Below are 25,604 nucleotides of genomic sequence, written 5' to 3'. Positions count from 1 at the left end.
AATAACATTAGGAAATCCAATAGACTGGCTCACTAGCATTGCAAAAAGTCTCTAAGCAAAAGGTGAATTAAAAAAGTTATATCGATATTATGAATGATGGAAATTTTAACTAAAAAAAACATAAAAAAACCTTATAATTAGGGTATGATAGACCTGTCCAAATCCTAATTATAAGGAGATCATTACATGGACAATAATACCATAAAAACTGTAACGCTAGTGTACTGCATCCACTTTTAATATAATTTAATCAACTATATACCTCTAATATAGAGGGACTACTTTAAAATTTTTCTTCTTATATTATTGAAATACTTTTCAAACTCATCTATATTTACATTGTAAATATTATACCCATTTTCTTTTCTTTCAATTATTAAATTATTATTTTTAAGTATAGATAAATGTCTTGAAACTGTCGCAGTAGTGATTCCCATTCTTTGAGCTATTTCTTGTGATTTTATTTTAGGTTTACTAGAAATTAAAGAAAGAATTTTTAACCTGCCTAACTCAGAAAGTGATTTTCCAATTTCAGACATTTGTTTAAGTGATTTTTCCTCATCTTTTTTTTGATTATATGTTATATTCTTTTTATTTAAATATAAAGACATATCATATACTATATTTAGTTCGCCAAATCCCCATATTGTAATAAATCTAGGTGTAACAAAAAATGAAGGAATAAAACGAATTAATTTAATATCACTATCCGGGAATTGCTTTGGCATTCGGTTTCCATATAATAACTTTGATATAAGTTGATTCAAATCCGACTCCAATAAATCCTTCATAAGTAAGTTATTGCTCTGGATCCATTTACTCTCTAGGTCTAGTTCTATATCCCTAAATACATTTTTATAGAAATTATTCCAAAGTTTAAACAAATCACTAAACTCATCTTCATAGTTTTTTACGAAATCTAATTGTTCTTTATTAATATTTCCTTTAAGATTTCTAATTTTTTGCTGTATTATGACGCTTGGAGATTTCTCATTATCCAATATTTTTTTAATTTCATTAATACTCAAATACCTTCCTAATAAGTAATATAAAAATTCCTCCCTTTTTACACTTTTAAGATACTTCATCAAATTTTCAAATGTATGTTCTTCATTTTTTAAACCCAATATACATTCAGCTAATTGGGCTCCATATTCAAAATTGCCATAGAACTTGAATAATAATTTTTGATGATTATTATAGAATTTTTTTAAATCTTCTTGTTTACCTCCTTTATTCAAATGACAATATCTTAAACAAGCCATCATTTCAAATAGAGGTGAAACTTGTATTTCTATTTTAGGTTCTTTATTTACAATTCCTACTGTAAAAACTGCCATTTAAAACACATACTTTCCTATATTATTTTAAGGTTCAACACCAAAATCTATGTTAACGTAATTAAGCAATGTCTTGCATGTAAGCTATATTACAATCAACGATTTTGTCTTGATCATCAAATGTCATATTATGAACGCGATCTCTGGAATATTTAATAATTTATTCATTAGTAAAAATGCACTTGTAACACCTCGCTATGTGGGTTTGTTTTCTACTTTCACTATAGCAGGGTTTCAGGTGTTTTTTCATTTATTGATACTTACTCTTCAATGTCAGCATTAGATTTTGACGAAGAGCCAATTTTAACAATCAAATTTTCCTCGAAAGCCTGTAATAAGTTTGCACTATTTTGTTTAGAATCGGTACTAACGATAATATGTCCAGCTCGACTGTAAGAATCAATTGTCTTAATAATTCTATCTCCTATTTTATAATATATATCCCAATCTTTTATTCCAACATCTTTTTTTTCATTAACAAAACCTTTTCCTAGCAAAACCCCCTCTGGAAATGTTAAAAATTTAACCATACTATGTTTTTTACTAGTAGGTAATGTTGTTTCTAAAACTGAAGAATCATAGTATGATCGTATTCCCATTTCATATTGATCAATTCCGGATGATAATGTGTGTAAGTAAGGTATATAATCACCACCTGGTCTTGTATGCATTTCTATAATTACAAATTTACTTTCTTTGTTATCCCATTTTATTTCTATATGACCTGGTCCATATTGAATCCCCATAACATTCAAAGATGTTTCCGTTATGTCTAAAGCTTTTTTATAAAAATCCCAACTAGTTATCCCAGGTACAGAATGGCCTATTTCAATAAAATTAGGACTCCCTGTTGTTTCTTTTTTTGTAACCCCTAAAATAAAATGATTACCATTTGAGGATACTGTTTCCACACTATATTCAGGACCTTCTATAAATGGTTCTAATATCCATTTTATATTAGGATAATCTCTATTGCCTTTTACATACCATTCTTTCCATTCATCAATATGATTTATAAGGAAAACATTCTTGCTACCAAAACCGTCAAGAGGTTTAACTATAAAAGGAAGACACATAGGTAATTTATCAACTTTAAATTCGTGGATATACCCTACATTGTAATCTAGTTTCAATACATCATTTTTTAAAAATTTTTCTCTCATAAGTGCTTTATTTCTTGTATAATCAATAATCTTAGTAGGATTTGTTGGTAAATTTAATTCATAACTAATATAAGAAGCGGTCCTTAAACCCAGCTCTGTAAAACTTAGTATAAGATCAATCCTTTTATAAAGATTCATTATATGTCTAACCTTCTGAAATACTTCACCTTCATTATCCAGACTTTTTACGAAATATATTTCTTCTACTAATTTTGTGATTTCAGATGAAATATATTTATCACGATCACTTATAATAATTACTTTAAAACCTAATTTTATCCCATTAGTTATGCCAAGTTTACTTGCACCCAATAAAACTAAAATTCTATTCATCTATAACACTCCACTCTAACATGTTAATTGCCTTTTTTGCACTGTTAACCGCTTTTTCTTTTGTCTCGCCATTAGTAATGACATACCCTAGCCTATCATAACTACTTTTAACACCATTTGATATATAAGGTAATTGGTTTAAACTAATCCTTACAAAACCATCGATTTGTTTCAATTCATCTATTTTATTTACACTTTTATATTTACCTATCCCAGTGGGTAGAAAAAACTGTATAGCAGCAAATTTCATCTTTGTATGTTCTATACATGTATATTCTTTTACAGATTGAGCTACTGTTTCTTTTACCATATTAATTCCGGTGGCTATTTCCACCAATTCTGGTATTAAATCTCCAGCTAACCTAGGGTTTATCTCTACAAGATATAAAATTTCATCGTTTATAAAGAACTCAACATGTGCGGCTCCATAGTCAAGCCCAAATAAATTTAATAACATTGATATTCTATACTCTAAATCATCAAATGAAAAATCTAATAATCCAGTTACATGACCACATTCTACTGAATGATTACCAAAAGTTTCCTTCTCTGTAATGGAGATTAATTTCCATTTACCATTAGAATATATCATTTCAGCAGAATACTCATTGCCCTTTAAGAGTTCTTCAACTATCCATTCGTTTTTTAAATGATATCCTCGCTCATTCACTTTTCGCTTCATCTCTTCAATTAACGCTTTTTTTAACTGTTCTTTATTAGCACATATTGATACTCCGTTACTGCCACTATCATCTACAGGCTTGATAATACAAGGAAATGATATTTCCTTCATTTTGAGATCTTCTAAGGAAGAAATAATATAATACTTTGGTTGCAAAATTAATTCAAACTGACTGTTAGAAAGATACTCCCGCATTATTCCTTTATTACGCACACGCTCTAAAGATTGTAAAGAGTGTCCAGGTAAACTGAACTCCTTTGCAATTGCAGCTGCAGAATATAGATGATAATCATCAAATGCCAAAACCCCAGAAAAATTCAGTCCCCTGTCTTTGATTATTTTTATCATTTTTTTAACATCATAAGTGTCAATAACCAAAAATTCGTCACAAATATTTTTCGGATGTTCCTCTTTGTTCATAGAGGAATACTGTTCAAAACCAATAGTCCAAAAGTGAACTTTAAAACCAAATTCTTTTGCAATCTTCATCGCCTTTGATCCTGTTCCTGTGCTATTAGTTTCAAGAAATAAAAGGCTTTTCATGTTTTTCTTCTCCTCCCCTACCATTTTGGGATTTATTATTTTTTACTTTTACATTAATTATATATATAACAAAGATCAGCAATGATAAAAATGTCAGGATTAAAAAGGCATCTCTATAAAAGTAATGATAAATATTCAATCCTAAGAAACTTCCTAGTGATTCACCAATCCCCCAAAAGATCCCAGCAAAGCCAAATGCCCACGATGCACTTAGACTACCTTTATTTTTTACTAGTTCACTATCTAACATCGGCACCCAAATAACTTCGCTAACACTAAATAGTATAATAGCTAACAGTACTAATGGAAAAGTTGGTTTTAACCATAATAAAAAAAATGAAATACTTATTAATACAAAGGCCAATGAATACCATAATTCATTTTTAAAATATGGTTGTATTCTTGGATAGAAACCTTGAATAAGGATTATTGTAATAGCATTTATAGTTAAGAAAAATCCTATAGTTTTACCTGTAAAATAATGCGAAAAAACAACAGGAAAAGTTGTCATTAATTGAGTATACAAGAGCCAAAAAACAGAAGAAAATAAGGCGAATTTTATAAAAGTATTAATTCCCTTATTTCTATTCTCTAAAGTGTATTTTTTATCATTCGAATTTTTATTTATTTCTAATTTGACTTCAGGTAAAAACAGCGTTATAAAACCTGCTAGTATATAATTAAACATGCTTGCTAATAACAAATACTTCGGATTCCAATCTAATATTAATCCACCTAATAAAGGACCAAGAGACGCTCCCACATTTACCGCAATATTTAATAAGGCATAAGCATTGATTCTTTCAGATTCCTCCATTAATGAGATATGTGTTTTAAGTGATATGTTATATAATGAAATAAACAAACCTAAAGTTAACATTAAAATAAATATTAATATATACATTTCACTTATTGTAACTAATAACAGGATAATTGATGAACCAAATAAGCCAATAATCAAGCTCAGCTTCAAACCTAACTTATTTATCACCCCACCAACCAAAGCATTTCCAGCTTTAGATACAAAAGTAAAAGAAGCCACAATTATACTAGCCTTTCCTATACCAATAGTTTTTGCATCCATGAGCCAAAGGGATAATAAAGGGATAAACATAAAAAATCCGACCGAATTAAAAACTCGTATTAAGAAACTTATAAAACTTTCATTGTTAAATAACTTACGCATAGGTACGTACCCCAGAGAGTTCCTCTACGACAAATTTAATTATCCTTACAGCTTCATATATGTCTTCCCTTGATATATGTTTATTGATTACAATCCTCACAACTTCCGGCAACCATGGAAAAATTAACAATCCATTATCCTTACATAATTCCACAAATTTATTCATGTTATTTGTTATTTCACTTATACTAAAGAAAATCATATTTGTTTCTATGCTCTTTAAATCTATTTTTATAAGGGGGATATCATTTAATAATATAGCCATTTCTTTGGTTAATTGATGATCAAATTTAATTTTCTTTAGATAATTTTCCATAGCATATTTTGCAGCAGCCGCAAACATGCCTATTTGATGTAAACCACCACCAAATTGTTTCCTGACTTTTCTTGCCGATTCTATAAAACTATTGCTTCCCATTAACATCGAACCAAAAGGCGCTCCAAGACCTTTTGAGAAACAAACAGTTAAGGTATCAACATTACTTGCGTATTCCCACAAAGGTATTCCTGTTGCCACATGCGCATTAAATAATCTGGCACCATCCATATGTAGTGTTAATCCTAGGTCTTGTGTAAAATTATGTAAGGACGTGATTTCCTCTAAAGGAAAAATCTTCCCTTGATAATTATTAATCGTGTTTTCGATTGTAACTAGCTGAGGTTTTGAATAATTAGGGCCTCTTGGTTTAGATTTTATTAAAACTTCCACATCTTCTCTTGTAATTATTCCATCAGCTTTTCTAATGCAATTTAATACAGCTCTACTTAGAATTGCTGTTGAAGCACTTTCATAAAAGTTAATGTGATAATTTGCTTCCGTAATAATTTCATTACCCTCATCAACTATAGCTTTAATAGCTATTTGATTAGCCATTGTTCCACTAGGAACAAATAGTGCTCCTTCCACCTTAAAAACATCTTTACAATAGTCCTCTAAATTGTTAACACTGGTATCCTCAAGGTAGCAATCATCTCCCACTTTAGCTCTTTTAATTATTTCACGCATTTCTCCTGTTGGCCTTGTTATGGTATCACTTCTCATATCAATCATATTATCCCACCTTTAGATTTTATATGCTTCTAGTAATTACGTGATTGCAATATATGGTAATTATGCAATTATGTTATCACGTAATTGGTTAATTAGCAATATTTCTTGGTAATAGCTATCAGATTGTTAGAAATAAGATAAGTAAACCTAAATGTGATTCTTCATATGCCATGCCCATTCTAATTTGTTCTTCGAATTAATATTTTATTTCTACGCAATGTTTCTCCTTATAAAATTTTATGCTTAATTAAGGCTTTATCCCATAGTTTTTTATGGTTTTCTATCTTCTTTAAAAAATTACTTCAATTGAGGGTAAGAGAAGAAGAAGTAGGGGGTACGACTGAAATAGAAGAAAAGGAAAGAGAAATATGCTGAGCTAGATCGTAGATTAAAAGAATTATACGAAGCGACGAACTTTACTGACAAATACCTAGATCCATCAACAGCATGGATGGCGGTATTTACAGCGATACAAGACAATGATTCGGATGCAGTAGATGAGTTGGAAATGGGTGGATACCAGACGAAAATTATCTAGATACACAAACGGAAACTATAAAGAAAGACGGTACAGTAGAAAACTCCGTCGCTTATGAATTAGATGATTTAGAAACTCCTGTAACCCTAGTAGCTAATCAAGGAGTTACGGGCGATGAGATAGGTAGACAAAATTATGAAATAAAATACAATACAAACAAAGGCACTCCATTCAGGGTGTCTTTTCTTTTGTTCTACTACCGTGACTAGAACACTAAATATAAACGGCATGTATTTGCCCATTTACCAAGTTATAATAGTCCAGCTGGTTTTTGCGTAGCGATTACCAGCTTTTATTATTGCATATCATATCCAACTCTAGGATAATCGAACTAAAAAGGAAAAGGAGTTGGAAGAAGTGAAAAGAATATTATTTATTTTAATGTTATTGTTAGTCCTTGCTGCATGCGGTAACGAAACTCCAGATAATACAGAAGATGTAGTCACTGATGATGAGAATGTGACTCAAGAATCATCTAGTGAATTTGGAACTGAAAAAAAACAAGAGTCTGCCGAAACTGAGGATACAGATGAAGAAACAGATGAAGTGGATGAGGGAGAAGCTGAATCCGGAGAAGATCAAGAAGATGATAAGAATGACAACCAATTAGAAGGTGAAGCAAATGCTGAAGAGCATCCTGCAACTCCGGGAAAGAAGTTATATGATGAAGAATTTATAGGCATGAATTATTATTTTAAAGGTGAACTTGTAAGGATTGAAAAAGTAGAAGGGTTGTTTGGGGAAATGGAAGATGCTTTTTTAGTTGAAAATGAACAAGGATTTGTACTAGTTATATTCCCACCTTATGAAATGTCAGCTACAGTTGGTGACAAAGTTGAGGCTTGGGGCCCGTTAAGTGGAGATGGTTATACATCATCTGATCTTGGTGTAGATAATGTAGTTGGGGTGACTGGAGCAATGAATGCAGGCCGAGTTAATATTAATGGTGAGATTCAATAGTTAATTAATATATAAAGAATTTGTATAAGGGGTGTCTTTAACTTTTTCAACTTTATCTTATCATAATAAGTGTATACATATTGATGGAGGGGAAGAGAATGAAAAGAAATGGGTATGATAACTTTTGCTTTGGTTGCTTGTTCAGATGATGAAGAAAAAACGGTGAAAATTACCAAAGAAGCTTTTAATAAACTTGAAGAAGGAATGACAATTGAAGAGGTCAAAGATATTGTTGGTGGTAAGCTAAGAGAGATACTTGAGCAGATGAAACTAAGAGAATGTAGAGGTTCTTGTTTAGACGATCCAACAGGAAGCGTGATGTACCTATACTGAGCGAACTAACAAGGCAAATGCTTGGGGTGCTAATTTATGTCATAACGCTAATACAGATAAATGGGGTTCTTGGACAAGTACAGAAACATATACTTATTGAGGTAATCATCCAAGCACCGAAAATCTTGCCAGTAAAATGCATAAACGTATTGTTAAGGCTTATGATTTAAGAGATAGAGATCTTAAAAAGGCTAATTTTCATGTGTTATGTAAATCTTAGATGGACGCTATTCTGACAGTGGACGGCTATACGGATTCCGCGATCGGCATTAAGAAGCTGCGTAACAAAGAAGTGTTGAAAAAAAGCTGGACGAGCTATAGCTGACGGTATGGCTGATTATTTAAACTTAAGCTTAAGAAAGGCGGTTCCAGACCCAGGTAAAGGAAAAGGCATCTATACAGTGAAAAAACGAGATACTCTTTAGGTTAACGCAAAAAAATCACGATATGACAGTCAAGCAACTGAAAAACTTAATAATTTAGCTAGTGATTTGATTCATCCTGGTCAAAAATTGAACTTGAGTCGATCAAGTAAACCAAACAAATCAAAATATTTGATGATGGCCAACGTGTTAAGCTTAAATCATCGGCAGCTAAATACGCAACAGGTCAGCGTATACCATCGCAATATAAAAATAAGGGTTTATACTATTCAGCAGATCAGAAGTGATCGAGTGCTACTAAAAGAGTTGTCAGCTAGGTGTATAAAAATGATGTGCAATAAATAAAATAAATCTTACAATCTGTTTGGAAGCCCTTGTAAAGGATGGTCATGTAATTGTTAACCATCCTTTACTTTAAATCAATTTAAATTGTTGCTATTGTTGTTGTCCGTTATTTATTCCGCTTTGTAAGTTAGATGTCGTTTGTTGCATACCTTGGTTATTTGTCATGTTATTTAAAGGTTGCATTAATTGTTGGACTTGTGAATTGTTCATTGCGTTAGAAAGGGTCTGTTGCCATCGTTGAAAAGTTCCGTTTTGTATACCTCTTGAAACACCATATATAACTGCACCAATTGCACCTACATTAAATAAAGAAGTCATTATACCTCTATTGTTATTCATCAAAACTCACCACCTTTTTTATTATTTTGTTTTTTAGTCCTAAAAATAGTACAAACAGTAATAGTTTTAATAAATTCATCAAAAATATACTGAAACAGTCTTCCACTTTTTAACTTGATGAGTAAAGTTAAAAATTTTGGTTAGCCTAATTTATGATTAAATTTGAAAGAAGAATTTATATGGGGAATTAAAAATATTTACTTGGACTTTTTTCAGCTATTGTGACTATAGCTTTTTTATTTGGATGTGATGGTGTAGACTAAAAATGAGCCAGATCCAACGGAAGAACCATCTGAACAACAACAAGAGAACGACAATGATGAAGATAATCTATAGGGTACTTTTGAAATGGCGCTTGTTATTTTTTTGCTCTATTGTTAGCGTTTATAAAATTCACAAGAATAAGTCTTTTTGTTGAGGAGCTATACGTAGAAAAAGAGAATGATTAAGGTGAAGGTTCAAAAATAATATGTCTTACAGTAAAATTTATATACTTTGGTTAAATACCATTTGTAAAAGGTAACTCTGGATCTACGTCAATATTTAGGACACAAAAAAGTTAACTTTTTATTGCGCTTTGAAGCTTTACTTAAATATATATGTGAAGACTTGACATGGATCCTCTGTGGGTGTGGTGATTTGCGAAAGAAGAAAGGTTAGTAAAACACGCTAGGCAAAAGCCTACCACGCCCACCTCTCCAAGTAAAGCCGTGTTCTAATATTAATTGGTGCAGTTATGCTGCTTGATGGAGCGCTGAATCTTCCATCTCTTGTGGAGTCAGATAGCCAATGCTGCCATGTATTCTTTTACGATTATACCAACCTTCGATATATTTAAATAACTCTACTCTCGCAGCGTTGAAATCTAAGTATTGTACATGATTTACTTCTTCTTTCTTTAAAATTGCATGAAAAGACTCGATACAAGCATTGTCATAGGGGCTTCCCTTATGACTGAAGGAGTGCGTCATCTTATAGCTCTGAATCTTTTCTGCAAAGGCATCGCTTGTATATTGTGAACCTAAATCGGAATGGAACATGACGCCATCATTAGGTTTCTGTGTGACATAAGCATTTTCTAAAGCTTTCTCTACCAATTCAGTCGTCATCGAACGTCCAAATGAGTACCCAATCACCTTTCTAGAATGCAAGTCTAAAACAGACGCAAGGTAACACCAGCCATCACGCAGTGTGTGAATATACGTGATATCGCCAACCCATTTTTGGTTGATTGTTGTCGTAGAAAAGTCTCTGTTAATGATATTTTCTCGTTCTTCCACCTTTTCTTTACTGGGTGTCGGACGGAATTTTTTAACGATAATAGAACGGATACCAGCTTTTTTCATGAAGCGTTGAACTCGCTTTAAACTGATTTTGTAACCTTGTTTTTCAAGGATTTCATGTATTTTTGGCGCACCATATCGTTTCTTACTTTCTTTATGAATCCGGACAATCTTTTCCGTGAACTCACGGTTCTCATGATCGCGATTCGACTCGGTCTTATTCAAAGATTGGTAGTAGGTACTTTTCGGTATATCAAGCATTTCGCACATGGTACGAACGGGATAATCATCTTTATGTTCTGTAATAAATTCAGTTAGTTCTGAGTCACTTACTTTCGAGCGAATATGGCCATAGCCTTTTTTAAGATTTCAAGCTCCTGTTTCAAACGAAGGTTCTCTTTTTCAATGGCATCGACTTCTTTTGGAGTGATCTCCTTACCGTCAGTTCCTTCAATTGGAGTTAAATCCTTAATCCATTTATAGATAGTTACATCTGATACGCCATACTCGCTGCTTAAATCTTTTACAGAATTTCCATATTGATAAAGATCAACAACCATCTTTTTAAAATCATCGTTATATCGTTTGCCATTATTTCTGGTACTCATGGGACACATCCTCCTTGAAATTCATTGTATAAAATTTAACTTAGATGTGTCCATGAAACTATACTAGCATCACTCTCCTTACGCTATCTAGCTTTAGTTCAGTTTAACTTTTTTTCTCACATCTATGGAGAACGTTATTAAGTTTTATAAAGGAACTAATTACCTTTTGGTTATTTTTGTCGTAAAAATATAGAGGAAAATATAATCCTTATCATAATCATGGTTAAAGGAATTTGTTTAGTTGTTAAATTTATATATAACAAGGCGTGACAATAGTAGTATTTATGAAGGTAACTATACATCTGAATTATTGTATTTCAGTGTGAAGCTATAAGCGTAAGGTTCGGTATTGCCTTCTTCAAATTCATAGATTTCACTGGATCAGCTACCCGGACTTTATGGGCAACATTTTGCTGAGGGTGAACGCAACACGTTTGATAATTGGCGTGTAAGGTAAATGGAAGATATTACTTAATAAGAATATAAAGAAATTCAAGGAAAAAAGGAATAGTTATACCAGCAGTTTATCCTGAAGGGATGTTTACTGGAGATGGAGATAAATATGCGTATGTATTATCGTAGTGTTGATAAATTAAGAGAAGGTTTTAAATGCCTTTTCTTTTTGGGCGTTTAAAATTAAGATACGATACGACTTCCACACTTTATAAAAAACCTCCACCAAAATAAGCGGGGGAGAATATATTATTCTAAAAACCATAAAACAAACAGAAAGCCATAGATGCTTGATAAGGCAAGCTTTCTCCAGTTTTAAAACTGTTAAAAAATATGCTCTGAAATTAACGTGAGTAATCATCAAGCTAGATGTTATTTGTTTGTCTAACTACATAATAAGGAAGTGTGTTTTTAAATCATGAGCAAATTGGTATCCTATTGGTATCTTTTTAGAATTTACGTACCTCACTTAACAAAATAAAAACCCTTGTAAACATAGTGTTCACAAGGGTTGCTCAATACGTCCCAGGAGAGATTCGAACTCCCGACCCACAGCTTAGAAGGCTGTTGCTCTATCCAGCTGAGCTACTGGGACAAATAATATATGGAGCGGGTGAAGGGAATCGAACCCTCGTCATCAGCTTGGAAGGCTGAGGTTTTACCATTAAACTACACCCGCATTGAAATAGTATTAAGTTTGAATGACTGCCGTTTTTTACCGACAAGAATCATTATATAAACTTACATCAGATTTGTCAACACTTACCGGTAGAATAATTATATTTGTTATTTTAGTAAAAATGTGAAAATAGATACGCAATCGAAAAGAGCACTAAAGCTAATTTAAGCTTTAGTGCTCTTTAGAAAAATATATGTTAATTAATTTCATTGGTTAGTACTTCAATATGGGTTTTTAATTTATTTGTCATCTCATTTAATTCTTCGGTCATTTGTGAAAAGGTCTCGGCTTCGGCTTCTTGGCTTTGGACAGCTTGGGCTATGTCTGTTAATTGTTCAGATGTCTGTTCAATATTTTGCATAATATCGTCAATAACAGTTTTAATTTTATCTGTTGCGTGAGAAGAGTCTTTTGCCATCTTCCGGATTTCTTTAGCAACGACTGAAAAAGTGCGTCCCTGTTCTCCAGCTCTAGCTGCTTCAATCGCTGCATTAAGACCAAGCAAATTCGATTGTTCGGAAACATTATTGATAAATTGAGTCACTTCATTAATTTCACCGGAATTCTGTTTGACGCTTTCTGAATGTGCAGCGATCTCCTGAACAGTTGCTGATAGTTCTTCCGTTTGGGAGAGCATATTATGTGCTCTTCCTTGGATATGATCGGACAGACCTTCCAAAGACTGTATAATTTCAAGAAATTGGTACTCTTGATCTAAACTGATTCCAATACCTAGACAGCCTACCAGTTCACTGTTATCGAATATTGGAATGCCAACACCTTTAAATGGTTCTCCGTATTCTGGTGGAGTTTTAATAATCGTGCGTTTTCGGTTGTGAATTACTTGTCCAAATAAATCATGATCATAAAATGGTTCTCCGGTATTTACTTTCGCATCAAGTGTTTTACCTGGTGCATAATATAAGTATTTTTCTAAATCAACAACACCAACAAGTATATTCTCGTTTTGTAACAACTCTGTCATGAATGGTGCAGTCTCAACTACATTACGCAGTACAGCAGAATTAATTTGTTCTGTATTCTTCATATTGTTCACTCCATTCTAAAGACTTTTAGCAACTGCAGATCGCTTGTCGTAAAAATCTTGTAAATATGCTTGTTCAAAAGCAAAACCTGCACGAATTAACAGGGATTCATAGTTATATTTACTTACAAGTTGAAGTCCGATTGGTAATCCATCATCCGTTAACCCCATAGGAAGCGATAATGCGGGATGACCAGTTAAGCTAAATAAGCGAGTAAATCTAGTTAGAGATGTGAAGATATCTTCTTCTAAACCATCGATTTCAATGGTTTCTGTATGAATTGGTTTAGGGCTAGCAGGCAAAGTAGGTGTTGCGATAATATCGACGTCCATGAGAACTTCGTCAACTTCACTCGTTGCTATCTTTTGCCAATGTAGGGCTTTTAGATAATTTACTGCAGAGATGGTTTTACCTCGTTGTAGATGTGTTTTTACATCTTCGCCGAATTGATTCAACTTACCAATAAGATTTTTTTCATGTGTATATGCTCCTTCAACTAGTGCGATCGGAAATACTTGGTCGCTAGCTTCTTGTACAGATGGCAGCCCTATTTCCATAAGAATCGCACCGAGATTTTCTAGTTTTTGGAGGGCTTTTTGATAGGAAGTACGGATTTCTGGCTCTAAATATTCGGTAAAATATTTAGTAGAAACACCGATGCGCATCCCTTTAATATCGGTTTGACAATGTTCAAGATACAATCTATCTGTTAATCCGTACATAACAATGGCTAAATCTGTGATGTTTTGTGTCATAGGGCCAACATGGTCTAATGTCCATGATATTCCCTGTACTCCATTTGTTTTTATCTTTTGTCTAGTAGGCTTGAGCCCGACTATTCCACAAGCAGAAGCAGGGATGCGGATTGAACCTCCTGTATCAGTACCAATGGAAGCAAAGCCTAAGCCAGCAGCGACAGCAGCAGCTGACCCACCACTAGACCCTCCCGGGATGTGATCGAGTTTCCATGGATTTCTTACTGCACCATAAAATGGATTGTTTGAAGTGATGCCAAAAGCAAATTCATGTAAATTTGTTTTCCCTAAATTAATTGCGCTCGCTCTTGTGATTTTATTCACAATAGAGGCATCCTCTTTTGGGATGAAATCTTTAAAAATGTACGAACCGCTTGTCGTTTTTATTCCTTTTGTAAAAATTAAATCTTTAAACGATATCGGTACCCCTTGAAGCACATTTAATTGTACTCCATTCAGCCAGTTTTTTTCAGCAATGCGAGCTTGAGCTAAAGCTTGCTCATGAGAAACGGTAATAAATGCATTAACCGTTTTGTTAACCTCATCTATTCTCTTTAGCTGTTCCATTGTAATCTCGGTTGGCGAAAATTCTTTATTTCTGTAGCCGTTGATAAGATCGGATATTGACATCGTTTCTATCATGAATAAGCCTCCTTATATGGTCTTGATTAAGGTTTAAGGATTTTTATTATTTCTTATCCAATTGGTGCGATTAAACATAGCCCAAAACTGGGTCGTTATATTTCGTTATTGAAAGAATATTCCGGGTACTTCAAAGTCTCACTTTATTATTATCGGTTCTAGTAACTAAATAGTTAACTAAAATTTAAACATATCTCGGTAGATAAAATGTATATTATTTTAGTTTAAAAAAATATGATGTGGTTCAAGAAAAAGAGGTGGTGGAGAGAGATGAAAGACTTACCGGATTGGATAGTAACACTAGAAAGTGAAGACCTTGAATGTATTAAGAAGTTTGTTTTAAATGGCTTCTTAAAGCTATCCTATCCAACGGTAAGAATTAGATGGATCGATGAATTGAAAAAATTGAAGTAATAGAATCAGCGGATCAGGAAGCCTTTATTAAGTTTTTTAAGCAGTTATTAATGGGTAATCGTATTCGGATCGAAGACGCAAAACAGATTATAGAAAAATATAAAGAAGAAAGAAAAATAATGAAAACAAAAGATATTAATTAGGAGGGGCAATTAGTAGGATAAAAAGTGCTACGTATAGTATCTAAATCAATAGAAAAAGAACCCGATTTTCCAGAATAACCATCTCTGGAAAATTGAGTTACAATGACTTTTTAATAAGTTAAAGTAAATCTTTCCCTAGTGTCAACGTATTTGCAGATGTCTTTCTATTTCAACAGAGTTAGTATTAACATAAAAAGCTTCATTTAATATAGTTTTTTGATGACTATTTTCCATCTAAACATAAGACCTATGTTAAATACTGTTCTTTTGCTTGCGATATTTTCTTTCTGGCTTCTTGTTCGATAAGGTTTTTTAATTCGCTTAATACAGCGCTAAAACTAGTGTGCTTTTCAAGCATAAAACACATCTCATATTCTATATCTTTCCATGTACGAATATCCGCTTCTAGATGTTGAATTTGAACTTCAAGTTTATCTAAAGCATTTGCAACTTTTGCTTCATATGTCTCTTTCGTTTCAAACTCAAGCCAAAGCTGATAGATTTCCTCACCAGCTTCATCTTGTAGCATGTTTCTTATATTTTCTATGGCTTTGCGTTCATTTTGCTGTTTTTGTAAATGAAGTGCTTTATTATGAAGGGTTTCAAAGGCAGGAATATCTTTTGCCTCTGCCTCTACTAAATCATGAATGATGAGCATTTTTAATAGTTTTTCCATATGTATGTCTTTTTCTAAATAAGGTTGTAATGCAATCGCCATTAGCGATAGTCGCCATGTGTGTTCTGCTACACTCTCCTGTCGTCCATTGGATAACCAGCTGTGCCGCAATTCCATCTTAAGCTTTTCACTTAGTTTAATCAGTTGATAAATACGTTCTATTTGTTCCTGCATCCGTTCTCTCTCCTTTCCTTCCTCCTAAATAATTTAAATGGTACGTAAGCAAGTATAAAAATTAGAGTAGGTTAACTGTATAGGTGGATATTGAAAAAAGCCTGGACTATAACACTTTATCTTTTTTCCTTTCTTGTTTTTAGCACCCCATGCTAAAAGCATATTTTCATGCTCACAAAATCTAAAAAAGCTTCGACAGGATACCTCACGGAGGAAAACATCGCAGCGACACTTTGCGATCTTTCAATGATACCTGCGACCTTAGCTGACCTCGACCTTTTTTGAACGCACACTTATACGTATTAGAGTAATTAAAAAACCTTTGCAAGTTAGGGATAAGCCATTTTACTAACGAAGAGCAAATGTTTTCCGTTTATACTGTAAATGATAAAATATATTATATCATCTATTTATTAGTTGTGATTTTTTTGAATCTATCTAGCAAGTGCAAACGTATTAATAAATGAAGGATGAAAAGATTTTTTTGTACAAAAGATTATCAAATTTTTAAGCTGAAAATAAGACGACATGAGTAGCAAGTTAAACTCCCCATGTAAAGGTTGGTATTTCTCCTTCTTTAAACATCTTATATTAGGGCAATAAGATTACGAGAGAAATGGTTCCACATCCCCGATTGTTTCATGGTTTTTTAAGGACGGAGAAGCATCGGCAGCGTACAGCATGTTTTTCACGGACAAGGGAGACTTCGAGATTCGACACATAACGATTTTTTAAAACGTCCCCGATCTTAGGCTTTGATCTAAAAAACAATCTTTGATGATGTTTCAACTTAATCTCTTTAGAAGATCTAGCGATTGCGTTTTTGTTATTTGCTTAATTATCTACCGTTATGTTATGAAATGTATACCTTCTACTTGTCGAAATGTCGTCTTGCATTCCTCAGATCTTTTAACTCCATTTGAATATGCACTTTAAGCCAAATTGGTTCAAAAAATATCGAATTAAGGTTTCGAATTTCTTTGCTTAGGGAAAGAATATTTAGTACGTAGTAGTTAAAATTCTGTTATGATAAATATAGAAAGGAGGGACAGTATGCAGCAACCGGAAAATGTAATTCTTTTTCCGAAATGGCGCAACGTTTTAGAGGAAGAAAGCTTAGCAGCACTTAAAGCAAGAAGGTTCGAGGAAGCGCTAGAAAAATTAAATAAATTATTAAGCTATCAGGTAAATAGCTATGAGATTATTAGCGGCAAGCTTATTTGTTTAATTGAATTGGGTCGGTATAAAGAAGCTCAAGAAATATGTGAAGATGTACTGCAGCAAAAAGATAAATATTATTATCATTATTTACATATTTATTTGACAGTTCTATTTCAAACAAACCAATATGATTTGCTGATGGAACAGGTCGAAGAAGAATTTGAAAAGCAAGAATTGCCAGCAGTGTTAAAGGAACAATTTGATCAGTTATACGAAATGAGTAGCAAAATGAAAGCTGATGTCGTTGTCGAACACACTACAGCATACTTAGATGATCTGGAACAAGCGATTGCCGCTAACGATTATCAAAAGCAGTGGCGCTTGATAGAGGAATTAAGAAGAACAAAAAGTGAGCCTACTAAAAATGTACTGGCTCTCTTGGCAGCAGATAATATACATCCGGTAATTAAAACAGCTATTATCGTTTGGCTTCAGGACATTGAATATGAAGAAACTGTAGAAATACATAAATGGGGAAAAAATATTCAACTGAAGCCACAAGCTATTGGTGATATACATAATCATTCACTTGCAAGGGAAATATTGTTACTTATTAGTGATTTAGAGCAAAAAAATCCTACCTTGCATGAGCTGTTGAAGCAGTTGTTATATCATTATATTTATGTTAGGTTTCCAATATTGCCAGCCAATAAGGAAGCAGAAAGTATTGCCACAGCTTTAAAAACCATTGGCACTAAGTATTTAAATAGTCATGATAGGCTTGGTAAAGAACAGCAGAATATAAATGATTACATAGAGGAAATTGAACAGTGTGAAACGCTGTATTCCAGTGTGATTGAAGAAAGCTAGAATGAATCGAAAATGCTTGAAAGGCATAGCAATTATGTTATAATAAAATGGTTGTAAATTTTGATCTTTAATGCAATTGAACGTGTGAAAAATGAAGGACACAATAGATTTTGGAGGGAATTATATGTCAGTCAATTGGGAAAAACAAGAAGGAAATGAGGGTGTACTTACATTTGAGGTAAGTGCCGAAGAATTTAATAAGGCATTAGACAAAGCATTTAAAAAAGTTGTAAAGGATGTACAAATCCCTGGATTTCGTAAAGGAAAGATACCACGCGGATTGTTTGAAAAGCGTTTTGGAGTAGAATCACTATATCAAGATGCAGTTGATTTTGTATTACCTACTGCCTATATGAAAGCAGTAGAAGAAGCTGATATTGAGCCGATAGATCAGCCGGAAATCGATATCGATCAAATTGAAAAAGGAAAACCGTTAATTTTTACTGCTAAAGTAATGGTAAAGCCTGAAGTAAAACTTGGAGAATATAAAGGATTAGAAGTAGAAAACGAAGAAGTAGAAGTAACCGATGAAGATGTAATGCATGATCTTGAACATCAACGTGAACGCCATGCAGAATTAGTGGTTAAAGAAGAAGGGGAAATTGAAGAAGGCGATACGGCGGTTATTGATTTCGAGGGCTTTATTGATGGAGAACCTTTTGAAGGTGGAAAAGCAGAGAACCATTCTTTAGAAATTGGATCTGGACAATTTATTCCTGGTTTTGAAGACCAATTAATTGGTAAGAAATCGGGCGAAGAACTAGAAATAAATGTTACCTTCCCAGAAGATTACCATGCAAAAGAATTTGCAAGTAAAGATGCTACATTTAAGGTTAACATTCATGAAGTTAAATCTAAAGAATTACCAGAACTTGATGATGAGTTTGCAAAAGATGTAGATGATGAAGTGGAAACACTTGAGGAACTAAAAAATAAAACAAAAGAGCAATTGCTAGAGCAAAGAAAACAAAATGCTGAAAATAAAAAGCGGGAAACATTAATCGAAAAAGCAAGTGAAAATGCTGAAGTAGATATTCCTGAAGTAATGATAGAAAATGAACTTGATCAAATGGTACAAGAATTCGAACAGCGTCTGCAAATGCAAGGTATGACATTAGAAATGTATTCTCAATTCTCCGGTCAAGATAAAGATGAGCTAAAAGAACAGATGAGAGAAGATGCTGAGAAACGTGTTAAAACGAGCCTTACTCTAGATGCAATTGTAGAAGCAGAGGGTCTGGAAGCATCTGATGAAGATGTGGAAAAAGAACTTGATAAAATGGCGGAAATGTACGGCACAGATAAGGAGCAGATCCGCAAAATGCTTGGTGCAAATACAGATGCCATCAAAAAAGATTTGAAGAAAAGAAAAGCAATTGATTTCTTAGTTGAACAAAGCAAAGCTGTTTAATATTTTCAAATGAGGTATAGAGCATAGATAATCAGGCAACGATGAAAACAAGGTGTGTGACCACACCTTGTTTTTCCGTATCTGGATGTTTTTGTGAAATATGAAAATGGAGTGAGTGATTGGTAAGCTCGTTTTTGATCAGAGATGAATTTTACCCTAGAAAAACGTTAGCAAGTTTAACCAGTTGAAAGCTAGACAAGCCTTGTAAACAATTACATATAGTGGCTTCTCTCGCTAATTTGTAACCCAACCGTATTTTTCCATAGACTTAAATTATGTTTTTAACATATAGTATTACGAGTACACTTAAAAATGGATAAATAAAGCCTGACGTTGTATACTTATTTTCTGGGTATCTTATTGGCAAATTAGATGGTGGTAATTAAAAGAAGAAGTATTAGTAATTGTTTAGTCATTTTACTTAGATTAAAGCAAAAAAGGTTTATTATTTTGTATTTTAAATTCGATCTGATATGATGACTATAAAGTTGAAACCTGAGAAGCAAATGAATGATAAGAGATTTAAACTTTTAGGGGTGAAAATGGATGTTTAAGTTTAACGAAGAAAAAGGACAATTAAAATGTTCGTTCTGTGGTAAAGGCCAGGACCAAGTCCGTAAGCTGGTGGCTGGACCAGGCGTTTATATATGCGATGAGTGTATTGAATTATGTACTGAAATAGTAGAAGAAGAACTTGGAACAGAGGAAGAAATAGAGCTAAAAGAGATACCAAAACCACGGGAAATCTGTACTATCTTAGACGATTACGTAATTGGTCAAGAAAAAGCAAAGAAAAATCTATCTGTAGCTGTTTATAATCATTATAAGCGGATTAACTCACCAAAGAACAGTACGGATGATGTGGAACTGTCCAAAAGTAACATTGCCATGATTGGACCTACAGGTAGCGGAAAAACGTTGCTCGCACAAACACTAGCTCGAATTATCAATGTCCCTTTTGCGATGGCCGATGCAACTTCCCTAACGGAAGCGGGATACGTTGGTGAAGATGTGGAAAATATTTTGCTTAAACTTATTCAAGCAGCAGACTATGATGTGGAAAAAGCCGAGAAAGGGATTATTTACATCGATGAAATTGATAAAGTTGCTCGAAAATCCGAAAATCCGTCGATCACTAGAGATGTTTCAGGTGAGGGCGTACAACAAGCATTATTGAAAATTTTGGAAGGTACAGTAGCAAGTGTTCCTCCACAAGGGGGAAGAAAGCATCCACACCAAGAATTTATTCAAATCGATACCACAAATATTTTATTTATTGTCGGGGGAGCATTTGACGGTATTGACCAGGTAATTAAACGCCGTCTTGGTAAAAAGGTAATCGGCTTTGGTTCTCATGAAAAACAACAAGATCTAGACATGGGAGAGCTATTAGAAAAGGTGTTACCTGAAGACCTTTTGCGCTATGGCCTTATCCCGGAATTTATAGGGAGAATTCCAGTAATTGGCAGCCTGACTCCATTGGATGAAGAAGCGCTTGTACAAATTTTGACAAAACCGAAGAATGCGCTTGTAAAGCAATATCAAAAATTGTTCCTGATGGATAATGTTGAATTAGAGTTTGAAGAAGATGCACTTAAAGAAATTGCTGCAAAGGCTATTGAACGTAAGACAGGTGCACGGGGACTTCGTTCTATTATTGAAGGGATCATGCTTGATGTTATGTTTGAACTACCTTCTAGAGAAGATATAGAAAAATGTATTATTACGAAAAAAACGGTAGAGAACAATGGTACGCCAACACTTGTATATCGCGATGGAACAGTAACCGAGGGTATTGAAAAACATCCAAAAGAAAGTGCATAATTATTGAACACCAGTTAAATATGGGATACATGGGAGACTGACTTTATTACACAGCTTTTGTAACAAGTCAGTCTCTTTTTATCCAGCATCTGATTCAGCAAGACTTCTCTTCAAGAGCTATAAAGAATGCAAAGAAGTCTAAGTGGGAGATACCCGTACCTAAATCCCTGATTTGTTCGGATGACAGGACAAGGAAGGCTTCGGCAGGAATCCATCGCACGAAGAAAAAGCGTTTTTCTTTTTCGAGGACAAGGAAGGCTTCGGCAGGAATCCATCATATTGGGATACCTGAGATGATTGTCTTTATTCTACGTCTTATCTGTAGGGATAAGGAAAAGCCCTACGTGTTAAGTTTCACAGTTCATTGCATAGCTACTTCTGTTTTTTGGATATAATAAGTACATAAGTTAGTTTTCATTGATTTTTCCTAGAATCGCAATTATGCTTTTTAATTGAAGGAAAAAATTTTTACGTTTACAAATGAAGCACTTTTATATAAAATTTAAGAACGTATAATAATACACATTACATATTTTTTGGAGGTACATACCATGACAAATGATAACAGGCAGCTTCCCCTCCTTCCTTTACGTGGATTAATCGTATTTCCATCAATGGTATTGCATCTTGATGTAGGACGAGAAAAATCGATTGCAGCATTAGAAAAAGCAATGATGAATGACCATTACATATTTTTGGCTGCGCAAAAGAAAGTGCGTGTGAAAGAGCCGGAACCAAAGGATATTTATCGAGTTGGTACCGTATCTGTGATTAAGCAAATGATCAAGCTGCCAAATGGCACGATGAGGGTACTAGTAGAGGGCATCTATCGTGGAGAAATCGTTCGTTATGTTGAACAGGATCAGGAATTTATCGTTGACGTTGATAAACTGCCGGATGTTGAAGCAGATCATCATGAGCAAGAAGCACTGAAGCGATCTTTATTAAATCAATTCAAACATTATAGCCAGGTTTCACAAAAAATTACGAATGAGACTTTCGAAACGGTGGCAGATATAGACGAACCCGGCAGAGTAGCGGATATTATCACTTCTCATTTATCATTAAAAATAACAGAAAAGCAAACATTACTAGAAATACAAAATATTAAGAAACGTCTACAAAAGTTGATTCGGTATATTTCCAATGAACAAAAAGTCTTAGATTTGGAAAAGAAAATTGGGCAGCGTGTAAAGACGTCAATGGAGAAAACACAAAAGGAATATTATTTACGTGAACAGTTGAAAGCAATTCAAAGGGAATTAGGAGAAAGTGACGGAAAAACCGGAGAGGTTGGCGAATTAAAGGAAAAGATCGATCAGTCAACGATGCCGGATCGTATTCGAGCCGTAGCGCTTAAGGAATTAGACCGGTATGAAAAAGTACCACAAAGCTCAGCGGAAAGCTCTGTTATTCGCAATTATATTGAATGGTTACTTGCATTGCCGTGGACAGAAAAGACGAATGATACCATTGAAATAAAACGTGCAGAGGAAATTTTGAATAAGGATCATTACGGGCTTGATAAAGTGAAAGAGCGCGTTTTAGAATATTTAGCTGTCCAAAAATTAACCAATTCGATTAAAGGACCAATTCTTTGTCTTGTTGGACCGCCAGGCGTGGGGAAGACATCGTTGGCCAAATCAATTGCAAATGCGATTAATCGAAAATTTATTCGTATGTCGTTAGGTGGTGTGCGAGATGAAGCAGAAATTCGTGGGCACAGGAGGACATATATTGGGGCGATGCCAGGACGAATCATTCAAGGAATGAAAAAGGTTAGAACGATTAACCCTGTATTCTTATTGGATGAAATTGATAAGATGGCACATGATTTTAGGGGAGACCCTGCTTCTGCACTTTTGGAAGTGCTTGATCCGGAGCAAAATAATCAATTTAGTGACCATTTTATCGAAGAAACATATGACTTATCAAAAGTGTTATTTATAGCAACTGCTAATTATATAAATAATATACCTCAACCTTTACTAGATCGCATGGAAGTTATTTCCATTTCTGGTTATACTGAAGTGGAGAAGCTGCACATTGGTAAACGGCATCTATTGCCAAAGCAATTAAAGGAGAATGGCTTGAGTAAAGGCCAACTGCAAATTGGCGATCAGGCACTGAAAAAACTGATCCGAATGTATACACGGGAAGCTGGAGTTCGTAATTTAGAAAGAAAGTTAGCAACGTTGTGTCGTAAAGCAGCAAAGATTATTATTTCAGGAACAAAAAAACGAGTAGTTGTTACGGAAAAAAGCCTTGAGGAGCTTTTAGGAAAGCCAGTATATCGCTATGGACGGATGGAGCAGGAAGATCAGGTTGGAGCTGCAACTGGGTTAGCCTATACAGCTGTAGGCGGAGATACATTAACGATCGAAGCCACTCATTATCCAGGAAAAGGAAAATTAACCCTTACCGGAAAGCTTGGAGATGTGATGCAAGAATCTGCTCAAGCAGCATTTAGCTATATTCGTTCACGTGCAGATGATTTAAAAATTGACCCACTATTCCATGAAAAATATGATATTCATATTCATGTCCCTGAAGGCGCTACGCCAAAAGATGGCCCTTCTGCTGGAATAACAATGGCCACTGCATTAGTTTCTTCATTAACAGGTCGTGCTGTTAAGAAGGAAGTTGCAATGACTGGAGAAATTACCCTGAGAGGGCGCGTTCTGCCCATAGGCGGATTAAAAGAAAAAGCGTTAAGTGCACATCGAGCTGGAATTACAACAATCATTATTCCAGAGTTAAACGAAAAAGATATAGAATCCATCCCAGAGAGTGTACGAAAGGACTTAACCTTTATTCCTGTTGGCCACTTGGATCAGGTATTAGAACATGCATTGGCAGGAGGTAAAAATGAAGGTAACCAAAGCTGAAATTGTTATAAGTGCTGTGAGTCAACAGCAGTATCCAAAGGACCAGCTTCCGGAAATTGCTTTAGCTGGTCGCTCGAACGTTGGCAAATCTTCTTTTATTAATACATTAATTAACCGAAAAAACTTAGCTAGGACTTCCTCAAAGCCTGGAAAGACACAAACATTGAACTTTTACAAAATTAACGATGCGTTTTACTTTGTCGATGTACCGGGTTACGGTTATGCGAAAGTGTCTAAAAAAGAACGGCAAAAATGGGGAAAGATGATGGAGGACTATTTTACAAAACGATCCTCTTTAAAAGCGGTCTTGCTGATAACGGATATTCGTCATGAACCAACGGACGATGATTTACAAATGTATGATTTTTTGAAGTATTATAAGCTTCCAGTAATTATCATTGGTACAAAATTAGACAAGGTACCAAAAAATAAACGTGCTTATCATGTAAAGCGAACAGAAGGCAGTTTTCAGTTAGAAGCGGGAGATATGCTCATACCATTTTCCGCTGAAACTGGGGAGAATAAAGATGAGGCATGGTCTAGTATTCGTCATTATTTAGAGCTCTAAATAAAGGATAGTTAAGAAATTATATACGTATAGCAAAGCGAGACAATCGCCTACGAAAAGACGATTGCCTCGTTTATTATTGCACTATAGGAAAGTATAAAATTTTAAGGTTTATCATATAAGAAAAACTACAGCTTTCGCGGCAAGCCAAGTTTTTCTAACCTAGGAAATTATCAATTTTTTGTATTAATTATCCACACCCAGTTCATCAAGGTGTCGCTTCACTCTTTCTTCAAACAGTCTCTTGGTTTGAATTTCTCCCATTATCAGGGCTGACCAAAGCCTGCTATCTTTTGTGTCTCTAAGATATAAATTTCTTATTTCCGTTTTTTTAATAAATAGATACCGACAATGATTAATAAAATCGGCCAGAACTTTTCCATGTAATCGATGAGAATATAAATCCAATTGAACCAGCTTGGAAGCCTTACAGAAAAGATCATGATAACCGCAATAGCAACCAGTATTAATCCAGGAACGAGACCTTTTTTCGTTTGAAAAAAGCGAATTACAAACGCAATGCCGACAATAAGGAGATACATTCCCCAATGATCAATCCAAAATGAGTAATATGCCAGGCCATAAAAATGAATGCCTAGCCCTAAAACAATGGTACCACTGAATAAATTCTGATTGTTTTTTGTTGCATAACTATGTACGATTAGAACTAGTCCAATTAAAATGATGATTGTCTGCCAAGAATAGAAATTATTAATAATGGGAATGTTTAATTGACGAAGTAAAAAAAACACGCCAATTCCAATTAATAAATAGGCTGTCAAGGTATGCTGCTTTTTCATTCTTTCACCTCAT

General features: G+C 34.1%; 19 protein-coding genes and 2 tRNA genes. 8 read left to right on the top strand and 13 right to left on the bottom strand.

Translation table 11 applies throughout. The features are described 5' to 3' along the window. Window positions 1-278: 278 nt before the first annotated feature. The 5 genes from JNUCC74_RS11220 to JNUCC74_RS11200 all read right to left on the bottom strand — a co-directional run bounded on the left by JNUCC74_RS11220 (window position 279) and on the right by JNUCC74_RS11200 (window position 6,298). Window positions 279-1,340: an ArsR/SmtB family transcription factor gene (locus tag JNUCC74_RS11220; RefSeq protein ID WP_454065414.1), complete on the bottom strand. Its 1,062-nt coding sequence runs from the start codon at window positions 1,338-1,340 to the stop codon at window positions 279-281. Between the two features lie 260 nt (window positions 1,341-1,600). Further along, window positions 1,601-2,836, bottom strand: a complete 1,236-nt coding sequence (locus JNUCC74_RS11215) for an ATP-grasp domain-containing protein (RefSeq protein ID WP_454065413.1) — start codon at window positions 2,834-2,836, stop codon at window positions 1,601-1,603. Beyond that, window positions 2,829-4,061, bottom strand: a complete 1,233-nt coding sequence (locus tag JNUCC74_RS11210; protein WP_454065412.1) for an ATP-grasp domain-containing protein — start codon at window positions 4,059-4,061, stop codon at window positions 2,829-2,831. The genes JNUCC74_RS11215 and JNUCC74_RS11210 overlap by 8 nt, the downstream gene beginning before the upstream one ends. Continuing rightward, the gene (locus tag JNUCC74_RS11205; RefSeq protein WP_454065411.1) at window positions 4,039-5,247 is read right to left on the bottom strand and encodes an MFS transporter; all 1,209 of its coding nucleotides are present in this window, start codon (window positions 5,245-5,247) and stop codon (window positions 4,039-4,041) included. The genes JNUCC74_RS11210 and JNUCC74_RS11205 overlap by 23 nt, the downstream gene beginning before the upstream one ends. Continuing rightward, a complete protein-coding gene (locus JNUCC74_RS11200) occupies window positions 5,240-6,298 on the bottom strand; it encodes a threonine aldolase family protein (RefSeq protein WP_454065410.1) in 1,059 nt (352 codons plus the stop codon). The genes JNUCC74_RS11205 and JNUCC74_RS11200 overlap by 8 nt, the downstream gene beginning before the upstream one ends. An 895-nt stretch (window positions 6,299-7,193) precedes the next feature. On the opposite strand from JNUCC74_RS11200, the gene JNUCC74_RS11195 reads away from it, so the two are divergent. Together JNUCC74_RS11195 and JNUCC74_RS11190 are read left to right on the top strand one after the other, a co-directional pair. Continuing rightward, window positions 7,194-7,796, top strand: coding sequence for a hypothetical protein (locus tag JNUCC74_RS11195; protein WP_454065409.1), 603 nt, complete (start codon window positions 7,194-7,196; stop codon window positions 7,794-7,796). Window positions 7,797-7,904: 108 nt separating this feature from the next. Then, a complete protein-coding gene (locus tag JNUCC74_RS11190; protein ID WP_454065408.1) occupies window positions 7,905-8,129 on the top strand; it encodes a hypothetical protein in 225 nt (74 codons plus the stop codon). Window positions 8,130-8,947: 818 nt separating this feature from the next. Here the strand turns inward: JNUCC74_RS11190 and JNUCC74_RS11185 are convergent. The 6 genes from JNUCC74_RS11185 to JNUCC74_RS11160 form a co-directional block, all read right to left on the bottom strand. Further along, window positions 8,948-9,196, bottom strand: coding sequence for a hypothetical protein (locus JNUCC74_RS11185; RefSeq protein WP_454065407.1), 249 nt, complete (start codon window positions 9,194-9,196; stop codon window positions 8,948-8,950). Window positions 9,197-9,930: 734 nt separating this feature from the next. Next, window positions 9,931-11,087 (bottom strand): IS3 family transposase gene (locus JNUCC74_RS11180; protein WP_454065406.1). Its coding sequence is split into 2 segments (ribosomal slippage): window positions 9,931-10,847 and window positions 10,847-11,087, totalling 1,158 coding nucleotides; the frame shifts between segments, so codons are not numbered across the junction. A 974-nt stretch (window positions 11,088-12,061) separates the two neighbouring features. After that, a tRNA-Arg gene (locus JNUCC74_RS11175) sits at window positions 12,062-12,135 on the bottom strand. Between the two features lie 10 nt (window positions 12,136-12,145). Next, window positions 12,146-12,219, bottom strand: a tRNA-Gly gene (locus JNUCC74_RS11170). A gap of 196 nt (window positions 12,220-12,415) precedes the next feature. Next, entirely contained in the window at window positions 12,416-13,267 is an 852-nt protein-coding gene (locus JNUCC74_RS11165) for a methyl-accepting chemotaxis protein (RefSeq protein ID WP_454065405.1), read from the bottom strand. A gap of 15 nt (window positions 13,268-13,282) precedes the next feature. Then, entirely contained in the window at window positions 13,283-14,662 is a 1,380-nt protein-coding gene (locus JNUCC74_RS11160) for an amidase (RefSeq protein WP_454065404.1), read from the bottom strand. A 270-nt stretch (window positions 14,663-14,932) separates the two neighbouring features. Between JNUCC74_RS11160 and JNUCC74_RS11155 the strand changes: the two genes are divergently transcribed. Beyond that, window positions 14,933-15,076 (top strand): hypothetical protein, encoded by a 144-nt coding sequence (locus JNUCC74_RS11155; RefSeq protein WP_454065403.1) that lies wholly within the window; start codon window positions 14,933-14,935, stop codon window positions 15,074-15,076. A gap of 390 nt (window positions 15,077-15,466) precedes the next feature. Here the strand turns inward: JNUCC74_RS11155 and JNUCC74_RS11150 are convergent, their stop codons facing one another. Further along, window positions 15,467-16,069 carry an HD domain-containing protein gene (locus tag JNUCC74_RS11150; RefSeq protein WP_454065402.1) on the bottom strand — a complete coding sequence of 201 codons (603 nt, stop codon included), beginning with the start codon at window positions 16,067-16,069 and terminating at the stop codon, window positions 15,467-15,469. 1,053 nt (window positions 16,070-17,122) lie between these two features. On the opposite strand from JNUCC74_RS11150, the gene JNUCC74_RS11145 reads away from it, so the two are divergent. The 5 genes from JNUCC74_RS11145 (at window position 17,123) to yihA (ending at window position 24,791) form a co-directional block, all read left to right on the top strand. After that, window positions 17,123-18,100, top strand: coding sequence for a tetratricopeptide repeat protein (locus tag JNUCC74_RS11145; protein WP_454065401.1), 978 nt, complete (start codon window positions 17,123-17,125; stop codon window positions 18,098-18,100). A 124-nt stretch (window positions 18,101-18,224) separates the two neighbouring features. Next, complete coding sequence (gene tig / locus JNUCC74_RS11140) at window positions 18,225-19,511, top strand: trigger factor (RefSeq protein WP_454065400.1); 1,287 nt, start codon at window positions 18,225-18,227, stop codon at window positions 19,509-19,511. Window positions 19,512-20,057: 546 nt separating this feature from the next. Beyond that, on the top strand, window positions 20,058-21,335 hold the full coding sequence (gene clpX, locus JNUCC74_RS11135; RefSeq protein WP_454065399.1) for an ATP-dependent protease ATP-binding subunit ClpX: 1,278 nt from the start codon (window positions 20,058-20,060) through the stop codon (window positions 21,333-21,335). A 551-nt stretch (window positions 21,336-21,886) separates the two neighbouring features. Beyond that, window positions 21,887-24,223 carry an endopeptidase La gene (lon, locus tag JNUCC74_RS11130; RefSeq protein WP_454065398.1) on the top strand — a complete coding sequence of 779 codons (2,337 nt, stop codon included), beginning with the start codon at window positions 21,887-21,889 and terminating at the stop codon, window positions 24,221-24,223. Continuing rightward, on the top strand, window positions 24,204-24,791 hold the full coding sequence (gene yihA / locus JNUCC74_RS11125; RefSeq protein ID WP_454065397.1) for a ribosome biogenesis GTP-binding protein YihA/YsxC: 588 nt from the start codon (window positions 24,204-24,206) through the stop codon (window positions 24,789-24,791). Before lon ends, yihA begins: the two co-directional genes overlap by 20 nt. A 317-nt stretch (window positions 24,792-25,108) precedes the next feature. Here yihA and JNUCC74_RS11120 read toward each other — a convergent pair whose 3' ends face one another. Then, window positions 25,109-25,591, bottom strand: a complete 483-nt coding sequence (locus tag JNUCC74_RS11120; protein WP_454065396.1) for a LiaI-LiaF-like domain-containing protein — start codon at window positions 25,589-25,591, stop codon at window positions 25,109-25,111. Between the last annotated feature and the right edge of the window lie 13 nt (window positions 25,592-25,604).

The sequence above is a fragment of the Cerasibacillus sp. JNUCC 74 genome (assembly GCF_053667775.1).
Note: the sequence above shows the minus strand (reverse complement) of the source record. Positions and strands in the feature narration are given on the sequence as shown.

Excerpts from the sequence above, each read along its gene's own strand:
- JNUCC74_RS11220 (WP_454065414.1), bottom strand. The coding sequence starts at position 1,340 with ATGGCAGTTTTTACAGTAGGAATTGTAAATAAAGAACCTAAAATAGAA.
- JNUCC74_RS11215 (WP_454065413.1), bottom strand. The coding sequence starts at position 2,836 with ATGAATAGAATTTTAGTTTTATTGGGTGCAAGTAAACTTGGCATAACT.
- JNUCC74_RS11210 (WP_454065412.1), bottom strand. The coding sequence starts at position 4,061 with ATGAAAAGCCTTTTATTTCTTGAAACTAATAGCACAGGAACAGGATCA.
- JNUCC74_RS11205 (WP_454065411.1), bottom strand. The coding sequence starts at position 5,247 with ATGCGTAAGTTATTTAACAATGAAAGTTTTATAAGTTTCTTAATACGA.
- JNUCC74_RS11200 (WP_454065410.1), bottom strand. The coding sequence starts at position 6,298 with ATGATTGATATGAGAAGTGATACCATAACAAGGCCAACAGGAGAAATG.
- JNUCC74_RS11190 (WP_454065408.1), top strand. The coding sequence starts at position 7,905 with ATGGGTATGATAACTTTTGCTTTGGTTGCTTGTTCAGATGATGAAGAA.
- JNUCC74_RS11185 (WP_454065407.1), bottom strand. The coding sequence starts at position 9,196 with ATGAATAACAATAGAGGTATAATGACTTCTTTATTTAATGTAGGTGCA.
- JNUCC74_RS11165 (WP_454065405.1), bottom strand. The coding sequence starts at position 13,267 with ATGAAGAATACAGAACAAATTAATTCTGCTGTACTGCGTAATGTAGTT.
- JNUCC74_RS11160 (WP_454065404.1), bottom strand. The coding sequence starts at position 14,662 with ATGATAGAAACGATGTCAATATCCGATCTTATCAACGGCTACAGAAAT.
- JNUCC74_RS11155 (WP_454065403.1), top strand. The coding sequence starts at position 14,933 with ATGAAAGACTTACCGGATTGGATAGTAACACTAGAAAGTGAAGACCTT.
- JNUCC74_RS11150 (WP_454065402.1), bottom strand. The coding sequence starts at position 16,069 with ATGCAGGAACAAATAGAACGTATTTATCAACTGATTAAACTAAGTGAA.
- JNUCC74_RS11145 (WP_454065401.1), top strand. The coding sequence starts at position 17,123 with ATGCAGCAACCGGAAAATGTAATTCTTTTTCCGAAATGGCGCAACGTT.
- tig (WP_454065400.1), top strand. The coding sequence starts at position 18,225 with ATGTCAGTCAATTGGGAAAAACAAGAAGGAAATGAGGGTGTACTTACA.
- clpX (WP_454065399.1), top strand. The coding sequence starts at position 20,058 with ATGTTTAAGTTTAACGAAGAAAAAGGACAATTAAAATGTTCGTTCTGT.
- lon (WP_454065398.1), top strand. The coding sequence starts at position 21,887 with ATGACAAATGATAACAGGCAGCTTCCCCTCCTTCCTTTACGTGGATTA.
- yihA (WP_454065397.1), top strand. The coding sequence starts at position 24,204 with ATGAAGGTAACCAAAGCTGAAATTGTTATAAGTGCTGTGAGTCAACAG.
- JNUCC74_RS11120 (WP_454065396.1), bottom strand. The coding sequence starts at position 25,591 with ATGAAAAAGCAGCATACCTTGACAGCCTATTTATTAATTGGAATTGGC.